The following is a 15,000-nucleotide window of genomic DNA, read 5'->3' as shown; positions in this document are numbered from 1 at the left end:
CGAAGGATACACCCGTTCCCATGCCGAACACGGAAGGTAAGCTTCGTCGCGCCAAGAGTAGTTGGGGGATCGCTCCCTGCGAGGGTAGGCCGTCGCCATGCATATGAATCGTCAATCTGCGGATTGACGATTTTTTTGTGACTTCATCTCAACTAATAAGATGACGATTAGTGACCAAGTTAGACGGCAAATCAAGCTAATCAAGAAGATGACGGTTGTGATGGAAACTAAACAGCTGATGATTCATGTCAAAACCCACTTCTTTTTGGAATAAACAGACTGATGCTAATCAAGACGGTCGCACTTAGAAATAGAGCCGGGTTAAATTGAAGTTAGCCTAAACTGGACGTAATGGGGATCAACTGAGTGGATCCAGGGCGTTTCTGATGAATGCCTGTGAAATTCAGGATAGCAATCGCAATCGACAATGTGCCTGCTTAATCCACCAGGCTAATCCTTTAATCCGTTAAAAGAGATTTCCAATTAGTCGCTGGATGATCCACGTTTTGATTTAGAAAGATACTTGAAGCAAACGGCCAAGTTCGCTATACTATCAGATGTGCCAATTAGTCTTGCCGGATTAGCTCAGTTGGTAGAGCATCGGTATCGTAAACCGAGGGTCAGGTGTTCGAGTCACCTATCCGGCATCGAATCTAGTCTCGTTTAACCACGTTTAGACGTGGTTTTTTTTATTAGTAAAATATGGTGATAGCCAGAATATCGGCGTTTAAAATTCTATCGATTGGAAAAAAGTAAAAATGCTGGCGGCCATTTCTGTGATGATCAAGCGACACGCGGGAATTGTTAGAACATTAGAATTGTTCGATGAAAAATGGCGAATAAATTAAAAGAAAGTTTGACTATCGCCATTTATAACAGCTATAATTATTCTATCGTTTTTTTTAAAACGGGTATTTAATTGAATATGTATTTTAACAAGAATTCCCGAAAGTTGTGGCCGTTGGCTATCATTGGGGATCAATTAGGAGGATTCTTTTGGAAACTAAAAGCACGGATACAGCATTTTTTGGCCAACCGCGTGGATTGGCCACGCTGTTCTTCACCGAAATGTGGGAACGGTTCAGTTATTATGGGATGCGTGCCATCCTGCTGTTCTATATGTATTTTGCGATCGATAAAGGTGGCCTTGGCTTCAGCCAAGCAACAGCCAGTTCGATTATGGCGATTTATGGATCACTGGTCTATTTGTCCAGTGTTCTCGGTGGCTTTTTGAGCGACCGGGTTTTCGGCCCACGGCGAACTGTCTTTATGGGCGGTGTGCTAATCATGTTTGGGCACATTGCTTTAGCCGTTCCAGCTGGTGCATCAGCTCTATTTGCTTCAATTGGCTTAATCGTGGTTGGGACTGGGTTACTAAAGCCGAATGTCTCTGAAATGGTTGGTGCATTATATAGCACGGAAGACCGTCGACGCGATGCTGGATTTAATATTTTCGTGTTTGGGATTAATATGGGGAGTCTCTTTGCCCCTTACATCGTGGGTACCCTTGGTGAAAAAGTTAACTTCCACCTTGGCTTTTCATTAGCTGCAATTGGAATGTTCTTCGGCTTACTCCAATATTGGTTGGATGGTCGTAAGTACCTTAGTAAAGATGGACTTTATGCCTCTGATCCAATCGAACGTAGCGACATTCGCCCATTGGTGATTCGTTGGGGACTTGGGATCGTTGCCTTGATTTTAGTTCTTATCCTAATGGCTCTGATGGATGCCTTTAACTTAAAGAATATTATTTTACTCATCAGTATCGTCGCAATTGCCACACCTGTGGTTTACTTTGTCGTCATGTTGTCGAGTCGTAAAGTGACCCATAATGAGCGTCGTCACGTTGTCGCATACATTCCGTTATTTATTGCCGCAATGCTCTTTTGGGCCATTGAAGAACAAGGCTCCGTCGTTCTCGCCCTATTTGCTCAACAACGGACCAACTTAACCATCGGTGGATGGACGATGCCAGCAGCCTACTTCCAGTCATTAAACCCGATGTTTATCATGATCTATACGCCATTCTTTGCCATCTTATGGACGCGGCTGGGTAAACGGCAGCCAAGCACGACAACTAAGTTTGCCTATGGTTTGATGATTGCCGGTGTTTCATACCTGTTTATGGCCTTACCTGGTTTAATCGGCGGGACTTCTGGCCGAGTATCACTGCTTTGGCTTGTTGGGAGCTGGGCGATCGTTGAAATTGCCGAATTGCTCATTTCGCCAATTGGGTTGTCTGTGACCACGCGGCTTGCGCCAAATGCTTTTCGGTCGCAAATGATGAGTATGTGGTTCCTAGCTGATGCGGCTGGGCAAGCAGTTAACGCCCAGATTGTTCAATTTTACAGTTCATCAACGGAAGTGCCATACTTCCTGGCTATTGGAGCCGTTAGTGTTGTCTTCGGAATTGTCTTGTTTATCTTCAGAAAACCAGTCTTTGGTTTGATGAAAGATGTTGAAATTGCCGCGAACTAATTAGGATATGCTAAGATGTCTTCAGATAATACTGAAGGCATTTTTTGTTTACGAGGAGGTGATCACCATGGCCAATGTGGCAATTACTAGTGACAATCATTTTGATGTTAATCGATTGGACGCTCACGAGCTGTTGAAGAAGCAGGCTCAGGTCCTTGTTGATCGCCAAGTGGATTATTACATCATCGCTGGTGATACGTTTAATGATTTTACTAAAACAACCACTTACGTTGAAGCTTTACAACATGAACTAGGTCATCGAACCGAAGTGTATTATTTGGCTGGGAATCATGACATGGCAGCTGGGGTCACCTATGAAGAGTTAGAAACACGGATAAATGCGCATTATTTACACAATCAATTTGTGGACATTCCTAACACGGATTGGCGAATTATTGGCAACAACGGTTGGTACGATTACACATTTGCGGATCAATTATTCAATGAACGTAGTGAAGACGATTTTGCTCAGTGGAAACGAGCTTATTGGTTCGACGGGACGATTCAGCAACCGATGAGTGATCCGGAACGTGAACAAGTGGTGCTTGATCAAACGGCCAAACAGTTATTAGCAGCTAATGTTGCGCACAAACGAATTTTTTATGTCACCCATTTTGTGCCACGGCGTGAGTATATTCACGTGACTAGCGACAATCGTTTCTGGAATATGGCCAATGCGATGATGGGAAGTCAGCGTTTAGGCGAGGTATTGAGCAAAGGTGGGGCGGATTTTGCGCAGTTTGGTCACTTACACATCAAACCAACCCCCAAATTATTAGACGGCGTCACTTATTTTAACCAAGCAGTTGGCTACAACACTCATCGCATCATGGAATGGGACCATGCAGACTTTATGAGCGAATGGCTCACACGGTTGCGAATCTTGTCATTAACGTGAATAACAGTCTTGAATTTATCAAAAAGATTCGGTAGAATAAACGGGTTGTTAATTGGCGGAATAGCGAAGTGGCTAAACGCAGCGGTCTGTAAAACCGCCCCGAAAGGTTCGTTGGTTCGAATCCAACTTCCGCCATTCATTGGGATATAGCCAAGTGGTAAGGCAACGGACTTTGACTCCGTCATGCGCTGGTTCGAATCCAGCTATCCCAGTTTGAAATGAAGATCTGATTTCCGGTAATGATTGCGGAAGTCGGGTCTTTTTTGGTCGGGTTCAGTTTCGATGATTGAAATATATAGTGATTCATGAGCGGACGTTGTCAGCGCGCAGGTTGAGCCGAGTATAAAAAATGTTATACTAGCTTTACGAACGTACGTTTGATTAGGAGGTGGATCACGTGCCAGAACAGACCTCTTTATTTGAGGATAATGAAGAAAACCAGCCCTTAGCAAGTCGAATGCGACCACGGACCTTAAGTGAATTCGTCGGCCAGACTCAATTGTTAGGGCCGGGGAAGGTATTACGGCAACTGATTGATGAGGACACGTTATCTTCTTTTATTTTTTGGGGACCGCCGGGAGTGGGGAAAACGACGCTAGCCCGGATCATTGCCAGAAGGACACAGGCGCGGTTTATTAACTTTAGTGCCGTCACTAGTGGCATCAAAGAAATCCGTGATGTGATGACTGAGGCGGAGGCAAATCGACAAGTTGGCGAACGAACCGTTGTTTTTGTAGATGAAATTCATCGCTTTAATAAAGCACAACAGGACGCTTTTCTCCCCTTTGTTGAAAAGGGAAGTATTACGTTGATCGGGGCCACCACAGAGAATCCATCGTTTGAGATTAATGCTGCGCTATTATCACGGACCAAAGTTTTTGTCCTTCAACCACTAAAGCAAGACGACTTGATTCAATTATTACATCAAGCGCTTCACGACAAGCGCGGTTTTGGTGATCAACAAATTAACATCGATGAAACGACTTTGGCCGCTATTGCCGATTTCGCTAATGGTGATGCTCGCGTGGCCCTGAATACATTAGAAATGGCAGTTTTAAACGGACAACGGGTCGGTGAAGTGACGACGATTGATCAAAATGACGTCGCCCAACTTGTCTCAAAAAAATCACTTTTATATGACAAGCATGGTGAAGAACACTACAACATTATTTCAGCGTTGCATAAATCGATGCGTAACTCAGATGTGGATGCAGCGCTGTATTGGTTATCTCGAATGCTAGAGGGTGGAGAAGACCCGTTGTACGTGGCACGACGTCTCATTCGTTTTGCCAGCGAAGATATTGGGTTGGCGGATTCGCGGGCGCTTGAATTGGCCGTGGCCGCGTATCAGGCTAGTCATTTGATTGGCATGCCAGAGTGCAGTGTCAATTTGGCGCACGCAGTCACCTATTTGGCGCTAGCGCCAAAATCAAATGCGATTTACACGGCTTACGATGCGGCTAAAGCAGATGCACTGCACACGTTAGCAGAGCCAGTGCCATTACAGATTCGTAATGCACCAACCAAACTGATGTCTGATCTGCATTATGGGGAAGGCTATCAGTATGCCCATGATACTGAGGACAAACTAACAACAATGCAAACGATGCCAGACAACTTAATCGGTCGCACGTATTATCAGCCAACTCATCAAGGGTCTGAAGCCCGTTTTGCCAAGCGATTGGCTGAGATTAAACAATGGCAGCAAGACCACCGAAAATTGTAGTTGGCAAGCAATGACGCTTGGATCTGGAGGATATTGGTTATGACGTGGAAACCATCTGTACTATGACTCGTCCGATTTTTTGTCAAGCTACACGGGGCTGATCCTTGTGCCTAGCCAACTGCCATCAATTGGTAAAACTCACCAATCGCAGCCAGCCCGCTAGTGCTCAGGATCAAACTGGCCGGCTTCCTTCTGAGTTTTTTAATGATGTAGTAGGCGGCGCGTTGAAAAAGCCCTATAATAACGGCAACTAAGTTCGTTTGCGATTGATCAATCTAATGGATGACGAGGTTCATGCTATGGCAAAACCAGTGGCAGTGACAGATCTTTTTGAGCTAGTGGCAATGGGGCAGCCGGTGGCCAATGACACCGGTGTTTTTTACCTCACAACAAAAATGCGGCAACGGGAAAATGATTATGTGACAATGATTAATCGATTCGGTTTTAGAACGCAGACGACAACCATGTGGGGCACTGGCAACGGTTCAGATAACCAACTTCAACTGGCCGACACGGTACTGTTGTTTACAAGTGAAGATGAACACCAAAAACGCCAAGTCTTTACACAATCACTAGCTGGCGGTTCCCCAGTTCAGCGGACATTTGAGTCTTTTGGTGTGGCAGCGTTTGTTTTTGATACTACGCGTCAGGTGATTTACTATCAGACCGCGTTAAAACGAAATGGAATTGTACCCGCTAAGGCCGATCCACGGTTTCCAAAACCGATCAGCTATACCAAGACCGTTTATAAAGATAATGATCTCGGGTATTTTGCTGAAGATGAGCGGTACGTCATCAAACGGCAAGTTGTCGGGCAAATCACTGCCAGTGAAATTTGGACAAGTGAAGATCGGTTCACATTAGGACCATTGTCTCACGATGGCCGCCAGCTGACCGTGGCCATTGCAGGTCGTCCGGAGGTGGATTGGGATTTTAGTCAAGTGACTAGAATCCTGGACGTTGAAACAGGCGAACAGCGGACGGTTAAGTCCCCAAGTTCCTTTGGTACACTGGCGCCAGTCGCTTTTAATCCAAGTGATACCGTCTTACTGCTGACTGGATCTACTAATGAAATTCCTAATATTTCCGCGCAACATTTATATGCATATGCGATCGACCAGCAGCAGTTGACTGAGTTAACGCCCAACCCAGACGTGGTGGTCGGTGATTTGGTGATGAACACAGATGCTCAACAAAATTTACATGGTCGAGCAGCAATGTTTATTGATGATCAACAATATGTGTATCAACAATTGATTACCGGACAGTTGCAACTAGTTTTAGGGCAGTTGGGTGATGATCCGGATAATCGAGTGGTGGTGGCCGGCGGACCACGGCACGTCACTGATTTTACGACAGGAATCAAACAACATCGGCTGTATTTTATGCAATCACAGTGGACACAAGTGGCAAAATTGGTTGCCTTAGATTTGGACACTCAGACAGAAACGACCTTAATTAATCCTAATGCGGCCTACGAAGAAAAGCATGACTTGGTCAAACCACAGGTCGTTAATTTCACCACCGCCGACGGCTTTCATGTGCGCGGTTGGTACTTGCCTCCGGTGGATGCACCAGCGATGGCAAAATATCCGGCTATTTTATACATTCATGGCGGGCCGGGGGCTAATTACGGTGAGACCTTCTTTCACGAATTGCAGGTTTATGCGAGTTATGGTTATGGTGTAATTGCCATCAATCCACGCGGATCAACTTCTTATGGTGAGGCCTTCCAACGCGGCGTGATTGGTCACTACGGTCAAGGTGATTATGAAGATTTAATGGCAGCCGTAGATCGTGTTTTAGCTAGTGACGTCAAAATTGATCGGGAACACCTGTATGTCACCGGTGGTTCTTACGGTGGGTTTATGACGAACTGGATTGAGGGGCACACCGACCGATTTAAAGCAGCGGTCACGCAACGCTCAATCGCCAATTGGATTAGCATGTTTGGCACCAGTGACATCGGTTATTATTTCTTGCCGTGGGAGTTAACCGGGCAACGGCAAATGGCTGTGACAGATTTAAAACCATTGTGGGATGCCTCGCCATTGAAATATGTGGATCGTGTTCACACGCCAACCTTAATTTTGCATAGTGAGCAAGATTTTCGTTGTCCCATTGGGCAAGGGGAAGAGTGGTTTACTTCGCTAAAGCTGAACGGGATTGAGGCGAAAATGGTTCGTTTCCCTGGTGAAAACCATGATTTATCCCGAATCGGTAAACCTAGCTTGCGAGTTGCTCGAATTCAAGCAATTCGAGACTGGTTTGACACGCACCAATGATAAGGAGGAGTTGCAGATGCGACAACTGTATCAGGCCGTCTTAAGGGTTGGAACTGACCAGTTTCAATTATTAGCCTCAGAACAAGGATTGGTTTTTGTGGGTTCACCAAACGCTTCTATAGCCGAGGCAAAACGCTATTTGTCAGACTATTTGGCCGTGCTAAACGCGCAGTCAAACGAGCTAATCATGGCGCCATATCTGGAACAACTCACTGATTATTTTGCCGGTAAACGCAAAGATTTTGATTTAGCTGTTGACTTTGAAGGTGCGGGGACCGGTTTACAACAAGCGGTGTGGGCTGCACTCCGCTTAATTCCATATGGAATGACTTGTGATTATACAACTATCGCACAAAATATCGGGCGACCTGATGCGATTCGAGCGGTGGCAACCGCGATTGCTAAAAACCCTGTACTCATTGTCACACCTTGTCATCGCGTGTTACGAAAAGATGGCGGCTTAGGTGGTTATCGTGGCGGACTCGCAATGAAAAAAACGTTACTGGCGTTGGAAAAACAAGCTCATTAATGATCGACATTGGCCGAATTATGGCGTTAGTTGGTCACCGCCAATTAGTCAAACCCATTTGAGACCGATGTTCAGTTGCAATTCAGCGCCACGAGTTGTTTGACGCTGATTTATTACTTCGAGTTGCATTAATGGTCTATATCAGTTACATTCTTATTAAATAAGGGTATGACCGGGTTTTAATTTGGAGTGGTAAACGAGCATAATAGTTTGATAAAAGTCACAAAATATTGAAAGGATGTTTTCTCATGCAGCTTGGTTTTATTGGCGTTGGTGGGATGGCACAGGCCATTATTAGCGGTTTAATCAAAACAGACACCGTGGTAGCCAGTGATATTTTAGTTCACAGCCCCCATCCGGCGCACTATCAAGAGTTTGCAGAAGCAACCGGTATTCAACAAGCAGATAGTAACGCAGCGGTTGTTGCCGCTAGCGATTTTGTTGTCTTAGCAGTTGTTCCTGGGGCAGCACAAGCCGTATTAAAGGAAATTCGTGATGAATTAAATGACCACCAAAAGGTTTTGATTTCCATTGTCGCTGGCTTGAGTTTGCAAGCGATGGAAGAAGTGGCTGGTTACGATTTAGCTGTTTTGCGCACATTGCCCAATGTGAACGTGGCGATTGGTGCTGGTATGACTGCAATAGCAGCTAACAACAACCTCACGGGGGCTAAATTGGCCGACGCCAAAGGTCTGTTTGACGCTATTGGCAGTACGTCGGCATTGCCAGAAGCAGATTTTAGTACTTTTTCGGCTTTGGCAGGTAGTTCGCCAGCGTTTGTTGATTTCTTCATTGACACGTTGGCGCGAGCTGGTGTTAAACATGGTTTAACCAAGGTGGAAGCAACGCGAATTGCAGCCGCTGTCACAGAGGGCTCAGCAAAAATGGTTTTGGCTAGTGATAAGACACCGTTTGATCTGATTGATCAAGTTTCCTCGCCGGGCGGATCGACGGTTGCCGGTTTATTGGCCATGGAGGAAGCAGGTTTGATGACGGCAGTGGTCAAGGGAATCGACGTGACAATTAAACGCGATCAAGAAGCTTAACATTGTCAAAATGGTCTAGACCATCTATACTAGAAAGCGGATCCAATGTTGGGACTAGACCCATAGTGAACCACATCGTTGCAGAAGCTTTGTGGTTGCCTATGTGGCACAATGATGAGGAGGAAGATCAATGAGTACGGTTTTGAAGCACGCGATTATTTATACGGGTGAAGAAAAGATTGACGACGGTTACATTCGCTTTAGTAAGTCCATCGAGGCGATTGGGCCAATGAGTGACTACGTGGCTGAACCAGAAGATGAAGTTGAATTTGTCTCTGGCAAAGTGATCGTGCCAGGATTTATCGATGTTCATGTCCATGGTGGTTATAGCTTTGATTCAATGGATGGTAACGCTGACCAAATTAACGAAATGGTCAATGATATGATTCATGAAGGTGTTACGACACTATTCCCGACAACTATGACACAATCTACGGAACATTTAGATCACGCGATGAAAGGGATCGCCGCTGCTGCTGAAGAGAACCCAGTCATCCAAGGGGTGCATTTGGAAGGGCCATTTATCTCGGCCACCTTCAAAGGCGCACAACCGGAGCAGTACATCACTGATCCGAACATCGAGTTATTGGATAATTGGAATAAACTGTCTGGTAATCGTGTTCGTCTCATTACTTATGCACCAGAAGATCCCGGTTCGCGTGATTTTGAAGCTTATTGCCTCAGCCACAACATTGTTCCCTCGGTTGGTCACAGTAATGCAACTCGTGAACAGATGCTAGCTTCTAAGGCAACCCATGTCACTCACTTATACAATGCACAGCGTGAATTCAAGCACCGTGAACCTGGCGTTACCGGTCATGCCATGTTGGAAGACAATATGTATTGCGAACTCATTTGTGATGGCTTCCACATTGTTCCGGACATGATTAAACTCGCTTACGAACAGAAGGGACCAGAACGAATTGATTTGGTTACTGATTCCATGCGGGCTAAAGGCATGCCTGAAGGAATTAGTGAACTTGGCGGTCAAAAAGTAATTGTTAAAGATAAACAGGCGCGGTTAGAGACGGGCAATCTGGCTGGCTCAGTATTACGTTACGACGACGCTTTCCGCAACATTCAATACTTTACCGGTTGTGGGATCGAAGAAGCTGTCCAAATGTCGTCGGTTAACCAGGCTGAAGAATTCGGTTTAACGACTAAGGGTGCCTTGATTCCAGGTAAAGATGCAGACTTTAACGTGATGGATCGGACACAGACATTGGAACGGACCTATAGTTATGGGCGTCGATTTGACGATTAAATATCAAAAAAAGTAAGGGATGGATAAGATGGCCTCACCAATATACATTCAAATTCATAATCGCTTGCGTAAAGCAGTTGAAGATGGGCAATGGCAAGTGGGCGACAAAATTCCCTCTGAACGGGAGTTAGCCATCCAATTTGGCGTTAGCCGGATGACCCTTCGACAAGCTGTGCAGACGTTGGTTGAAGAAGGATTATTAGAGCGTCGTGTCGGCGCCGGCACCTACGTCGCTAATCGCAAGGTGCAAGAACGGATGTCTGGTGTGACCAGCTTCACTGAGTTGATGGAGCAGGCTGGTAAGGTACCATCTTCACGAACCGTCTCTTATCACATTACCGCGCCATCATTGTCTGAAAGTGAAAAATTACAGTTGGCGCCAACCGAACAAATTCTGCGCATGGAACGGATTCGATTTGGCAATGATGAACCGATTTGTTTTGAAGTCGCGACGGTACCAGAACGATTGATTAAGCGATTTTCTAAGGAAGACGTGACCAATTCATTGTATCGCGTCTTGGAAGACGAGGCCGGCTTAAAAGTTGGGCATGCCCAGCAGACCGTGTCAGCGATGACCGCTAGTGAACGAGTGGCTGAATACTTAAATGTCAAACGTAGTGCGCCACTTCTGCGACTTCGCCAGGTTTCATTTTTAAACGATGGTACGCCATTTGAATATGTACGGACCCAATATGTTGGTAGTCGGTTTGAATTTTATCTAGAGCGATAGTTTATTTATATTTTTGTTTTAAAAGTAGTGATTTGTGCGGAAACTTTCGTGCAGATCACTTTTTTACTGACGCCTTTTACTTTGGCTGGGTGGTTTAAATCCGATTTGAGCCCAGTTTTCGCGGATGTCATTGCACAAATCACCGCATTAGTGGGGGATATGGTAGAATGTGAGGGTTAAATAAAATTCAATCGGGAAGGATCGTAATTCCAATGGCAACGCGTTACCCTGATGATAGTTTGACGCTTCACACAGACGCTTATGAAGTCAATATGGTACAGACCTACTTTGAAGAAGGCGTGGCTGACCGTCATGCTGTTTTTGAATTATATTTCCGCGATTTACCTTTTCATAATGGTTATGCCGTGTTCGCAGGTTTAGAACGGTTAATCGATTACATCAAGCAGCTTCGCTTTAGCGAAACGGATTTAGCTTATTTAGCGAGTTTAAATCAATACTCGCCAGCGTTCTTAGCTTATTTACACGACTTTAAATTTACCGGTACGATTCGAGCGGCTCGCGAAGGCGACCTAGTCTTCAATAACGAACCGCTTGTTCAAGTTGAGGGCACGTTAGTCGATTGTCAATTAGTTGAAACAGCGTTGCTCAACATTGTTAATTATCAGACATTGATTGCGACGAAAGCGGCTCGCATTCGATCTGCTGCTGGTAACGATGGCATTTTGGAATTTGGTACCCGACGTGCGCAAGAATTAGATGCCGCTATTTGGGGCACACGGGCAGCGTATATCGGTGGCTTTGATGCCACAAGTAATATGCGTGCTGGTAAAATTTTTGGCATCCCAGTGAGTGGCACACATGCCCATAGCTTGGTGCAAACGTATCGCAATGATTATGATGCTTTTATGGCCTATGCACGCTCCCATAAGGATTGTGTCTTCTTAGTCGACACGTATGACACCCTACGATCCGGTGTACCTAACGCGATTCGAGTTGCTCGTGAAATGGGTGATCAAATCAACTTTTTGGGCGTCCGCATTGATTCGGGAGATATGGCATATATCTCAAAGCGGGTCCGCGAACAATTGGATGAAGCAGGTTTCCCTGATGCGAAGATTTACGCTTCCAACGATCTTGACGAGAAGACAATTACCAATCTTAAGATGCAAGGTGCTAAAATCGATGTCTGGGGAGTGGGAACAAAGCTGATCACCGCCTTCGATCAACCAGCCTTGGGCGCTGTGTACAAATTGGTTTCCGTTGAAAATGAACGGGGCAAAATGGTGGATACCATCAAATTATCAAGCAACGCTGAAAAGGTGACCACTCCTGGGAAAAAGCAAGTTTGGCGAATCACCAAGCGTGCTGATGGCAAATCAGAAGGGGACTATGTGGCGCTAACCGATGAACGCCCGGACCATGAGGATAAACTGCATATGTTTCATCCTAGCTATACTTACATCAATAAAGATGTGACCGATTTTAATGCTCGGCCTATCCTGGTGGATATCTTTGATCAGGGGCAACAAGTCTATGAAATCCCTGAGTTGGCGGATACAAAAGCCTTTGCCGCTGAACAATTGGCGTCATTGTGGGATGAATACAAACGTGATTTAAATCCACAAATTTATCCAGTCGATTTATCGCAAAAACTGTGGGACCATAAACAACATATCATTGAAGAAGTGCACGGTTATGTAAGCTCCTTAAAATTTGATAATTAAGGCAATGGAGGCATTATGATGAGATCACAACAAGCAGCCATTATCAAAGCGCTAGGAGTTAGTGCTGATTTTGACGCAGGCACGGAAATTAGAAAAAGCGTTGATTTTTTAAAAGCCTATTTAACGAAGTATGCGCTTTTGAAGACTTTGATTTTAGGCATTTCTGGTGGTCAGGATTCAACATTGGCCGGAAAATTATCACAAATGGCCATTACTGAATTACGGACTGAGACGGGGGATCAAGCCTATCAGTTTGTTGCTGTCCGGTTACCATATGGGAAACAGGCTGATGAAAGTGATGCGATGGATGCCATTAGTTTTATCCAGGCTGATCGAGTTTTCCGAGTGGACGTTCAACCGGCAGTGGATGCTGGTGTGGCAGCGGTGGAAGCCAATGACCTAGTCGTTTCTGATTTCAACAAAGGCAATATCAAAGCACGCGAGCGCATGGTGGCTCAGTATACGATTGCTGGTGAATTGCATGGAGCGGTGGTCGGTACCGATCATGCTGCTGAAGCGGTTACTGGTTTTTACACGAAATATGGTGATGGTGGCACAGATATTGATCCGTTATATCGATTAGACAAACGGCAGGGTAAAGCGATGCTGAAAGCATTAGGCGCCCCTAAACATTTGTACCAGAAGACACCAACGGCCGATTTAGAAGATAAACGACCAGCTTTACCTGATGAAGTTGCCTTAGGAGTAACCTATGAAGACATTGATAACTATCTAGAGGGGCAAACAATCGATGCCGCGGCCGCCGAGAAGATTGAATCCTGGTATCAAAGAACGGCGCATAAACGGCATATGCCCATCACGATTTTTGATAATTTCTGGAAATGAATTTAGCGCACACAAAAAACGTCATCCGAGGATGGCGTTTTTGTGTGTCACGCAGGTCAAACCAAAAATGAGGCTAGACTTCATTTCGGCCGGTGATCTTTTTCAAAGCTTCATAAAGGTGGTAGGCAACTGGGCGCACAGGCTTTGTGAAGGTGCCCAAGCGTTCTTCTGTTAGACCCCCGAAGGATTGCTTAAAGGCGAGGACCCCATCTGACCCATCAAACAAACCGGCTACACCGAAAAAGTTGTAGCGAGGAATATGTTGTGTGATCGCAAGGTGCATCATATGATCTTGGATTAAATAAGGCGCATAGAATTGTTTGAATGTCTCATTAGTGAAGCTAAACATATAGGTCAATTCTTGCGGCTGAATAAAGAACATTGCCCCAGATAGAATAGCTATCTGTCCATATTGATCTGTTAATTGCTGCGCTTCAGTGATCCGCTTTTCGTGTTGGTGGGCCTGATCGGTAAATTCATTAAGCTGTGCCTTAACGTGTCGATTATTGGGTTTTTGCGCCAATTGGTCATTTAACGTGCGAATCTTTTCATTGAGTTCGGTGAGTTTAACCGTTTGATTGGCAATGTAAGTCTCAAAATTGAGTTCAGCAAAGATAAATTTTACATGGTCGCCATAGGCCTTAAACGTTCGTTGATAATAATCAAGTGATTTATCGTGAAAATGCAATCGATCAGCTGTTGCTTGCGTGTATTTCTTGAATTGAGGGAGTTCCTCATAGGTGAGTTCGCGTAATTGAATTCCGAATTGTTGCGTCTTCTTCACCCCATATTGGGCATCTTTCTCGTAACTTTTTACCAGTGTTGTGGCAGTGAGGCCCGTTAGATCTTTAGCGAATTCGTAACCGACTAAAGTTGTTGAGAATCCGGCAATCATCGGTTGGTAGGTGAAATCGAGTTGTTGCATTGATTCAATCACATCTTCATTGCTAAGGTTAACCACTTGGCCGTCGTCGTTGAATTGTCTTCGATGTAAATTAGGGATGAAGCGAATCATCAGACCGTGACGCTGATGGGCAAAACGCTGTAGTCCATCGGCAAAGGTTTTGACAACAACTTGATTGCGGTAGTCCATCAAAGGACCACCTTCGATTTCAAATAATTGCCCGATGCGAAGCTTTTGCCAACTGACCAAAGCAGCTGCAACAACTTGTTGTTGATCGTCATAAACGCCCACGTAGGCAGTTGATCGGCCCCGCTGTGACAACACTTGTTTTTGCCAACTTGTTTGTAAGTATGTCCCCTGGGGATGACGTTGTTCAAATGTCATAAATTCCGCTTCGTTAAGTTTTCCAAATTCCATGAAAGCCAAGCTCCCTTGATTAATCTCTTATCTTACCGGGTGTCATTATAGCATAGGGCTGCACTGTCCATGAGTCAGCCGTGCGCCCTAATAACTTTCTTAAACGTTCGGCACCAAAGTCAACCCCCTTGCGTTTCGGATTGTAACTCGGTATACTTACTCCAGATAAATGAGGGAGTAACTAATGCTTTA

General features: G+C 45.2%; 11 protein-coding genes, 3 tRNA genes and 1 rRNA gene. 14 read left to right on the top strand and 1 reads right to left on the bottom strand.

What is annotated here, in order from left to right; all coding sequences use genetic code 11:
• From rrf to nadE, 14 genes are all read left to right on the top strand, one after another.
• Positions 1-101, top strand: a 5S ribosomal RNA gene (gene rrf / locus ACKTR2_RS08230); the annotation flags it as partial.
• 473 nt (positions 102-574) lie between these two features.
• Positions 575-647: transfer RNA gene (locus tag ACKTR2_RS08225), tRNA-Thr, on the top strand.
• Positions 648-996: 349 nt separating this feature from the next.
• Complete coding sequence (locus tag ACKTR2_RS08220) at positions 997-2,478, top strand: peptide MFS transporter (RefSeq protein ID WP_407884346.1); 1,482 nt, start codon at positions 997-999, stop codon at positions 2,476-2,478.
• A gap of 67 nt (positions 2,479-2,545) precedes the next feature.
• Positions 2,546-3,376, top strand: coding sequence for a metallophosphoesterase (locus tag ACKTR2_RS08215; protein WP_407884344.1), 831 nt, complete (start codon positions 2,546-2,548; stop codon positions 3,374-3,376).
• A 54-nt stretch (positions 3,377-3,430) separates the two neighbouring features.
• Positions 3,431-3,511: transfer RNA gene (locus ACKTR2_RS08210), tRNA-Tyr, on the top strand.
• 5 nt (positions 3,512-3,516) lie between these two features.
• Positions 3,517-3,588 (top strand) — tRNA-Gln (locus tag ACKTR2_RS08205).
• Between the two features lie 245 nt (positions 3,589-3,833).
• Positions 3,834-5,102, top strand: coding sequence for a replication-associated recombination protein A (locus ACKTR2_RS08200; RefSeq protein ID WP_407884357.1), 1,269 nt, complete (start codon positions 3,834-3,836; stop codon positions 5,100-5,102).
• 299 nt (positions 5,103-5,401) lie between these two features.
• Positions 5,402-7,387: an alpha/beta hydrolase family protein gene (locus tag ACKTR2_RS08195; RefSeq protein WP_407884342.1), complete on the top strand. Its 1,986-nt coding sequence runs from the start codon at positions 5,402-5,404 to the stop codon at positions 7,385-7,387.
• A 16-nt stretch (positions 7,388-7,403) separates the two neighbouring features.
• Positions 7,404-7,916 carry a methylated-DNA--[protein]-cysteine S-methyltransferase gene (locus tag ACKTR2_RS08190; protein WP_407884340.1) on the top strand — a complete coding sequence of 171 codons (513 nt, stop codon included), beginning with the start codon at positions 7,404-7,406 and terminating at the stop codon, positions 7,914-7,916.
• A 248-nt stretch (positions 7,917-8,164) separates the two neighbouring features.
• The gene (gene proC / locus ACKTR2_RS08185) at positions 8,165-8,962 is read left to right on the top strand and encodes a pyrroline-5-carboxylate reductase (RefSeq protein ID WP_407884339.1); all 798 of its coding nucleotides are present in this window, start codon (positions 8,165-8,167) and stop codon (positions 8,960-8,962) included.
• A gap of 130 nt (positions 8,963-9,092) precedes the next feature.
• The gene (nagA, locus tag ACKTR2_RS08180) at positions 9,093-10,226 is read left to right on the top strand and encodes an N-acetylglucosamine-6-phosphate deacetylase (RefSeq protein ID WP_407884337.1); all 1,134 of its coding nucleotides are present in this window, start codon (positions 9,093-9,095) and stop codon (positions 10,224-10,226) included.
• Positions 10,227-10,254: 28 nt separating this feature from the next.
• Positions 10,255-10,956, top strand: a complete 702-nt coding sequence (locus ACKTR2_RS08175) for a GntR family transcriptional regulator (RefSeq protein ID WP_407884335.1) — start codon at positions 10,255-10,257, stop codon at positions 10,954-10,956.
• 212 nt (positions 10,957-11,168) lie between these two features.
• Positions 11,169-12,641 carry a nicotinate phosphoribosyltransferase gene (locus ACKTR2_RS08170; protein WP_407884334.1) on the top strand — a complete coding sequence of 491 codons (1,473 nt, stop codon included), beginning with the start codon at positions 11,169-11,171 and terminating at the stop codon, positions 12,639-12,641.
• Between the two features lie 18 nt (positions 12,642-12,659).
• A complete protein-coding gene (nadE, locus tag ACKTR2_RS08165) occupies positions 12,660-13,487 on the top strand; it encodes an ammonia-dependent NAD(+) synthetase (protein ID WP_407884355.1) in 828 nt (275 codons plus the stop codon).
• Positions 13,488-13,560: 73 nt separating this feature from the next.
• Here nadE and ACKTR2_RS08160 read toward each other — a convergent pair whose 3' ends face one another.
• Entirely contained in the window at positions 13,561-14,808 is a 1,248-nt protein-coding gene (locus tag ACKTR2_RS08160) for an aminoacyltransferase (RefSeq protein ID WP_407884332.1), read from the bottom strand.
• Positions 14,809-15,000: the final 192 nt, after the last annotated feature.

This window comes from Furfurilactobacillus curtus (assembly GCF_045862785.1).
In the GTDB taxonomy this organism is placed as follows: domain Bacteria; phylum Bacillota; class Bacilli; order Lactobacillales; family Lactobacillaceae; genus Furfurilactobacillus; species Furfurilactobacillus curtus.
The sequence above is the reverse complement of the archived record's forward strand: the minus strand, read 5'-3'. Positions and strand labels throughout refer to the sequence as shown.

Excerpts from the sequence above, each read along its gene's own strand:
- ACKTR2_RS08215 (WP_407884344.1), top strand. The coding sequence starts at position 2,546 with ATGGCCAATGTGGCAATTACTAGTGACAATCATTTTGATGTTAATCGA.
- ACKTR2_RS08200 (WP_407884357.1), top strand. The coding sequence starts at position 3,834 with ATGCGACCACGGACCTTAAGTGAATTCGTCGGCCAGACTCAATTGTTA.
- ACKTR2_RS08195 (WP_407884342.1), top strand. The coding sequence starts at position 5,402 with ATGGCAAAACCAGTGGCAGTGACAGATCTTTTTGAGCTAGTGGCAATG.
- ACKTR2_RS08190 (WP_407884340.1), top strand. The coding sequence starts at position 7,404 with ATGCGACAACTGTATCAGGCCGTCTTAAGGGTTGGAACTGACCAGTTT.
- proC (WP_407884339.1), top strand. The coding sequence starts at position 8,165 with ATGCAGCTTGGTTTTATTGGCGTTGGTGGGATGGCACAGGCCATTATT.
- nagA (WP_407884337.1), top strand. The coding sequence starts at position 9,093 with ATGAGTACGGTTTTGAAGCACGCGATTATTTATACGGGTGAAGAAAAG.
- ACKTR2_RS08175 (WP_407884335.1), top strand. The coding sequence starts at position 10,255 with ATGGCCTCACCAATATACATTCAAATTCATAATCGCTTGCGTAAAGCA.
- ACKTR2_RS08170 (WP_407884334.1), top strand. The coding sequence starts at position 11,169 with ATGGCAACGCGTTACCCTGATGATAGTTTGACGCTTCACACAGACGCT.
- nadE (WP_407884355.1), top strand. The coding sequence starts at position 12,660 with ATGAGATCACAACAAGCAGCCATTATCAAAGCGCTAGGAGTTAGTGCT.
- ACKTR2_RS08160 (WP_407884332.1), bottom strand. The coding sequence starts at position 14,808 with ATGGAATTTGGAAAACTTAACGAAGCGGAATTTATGACATTTGAACAA.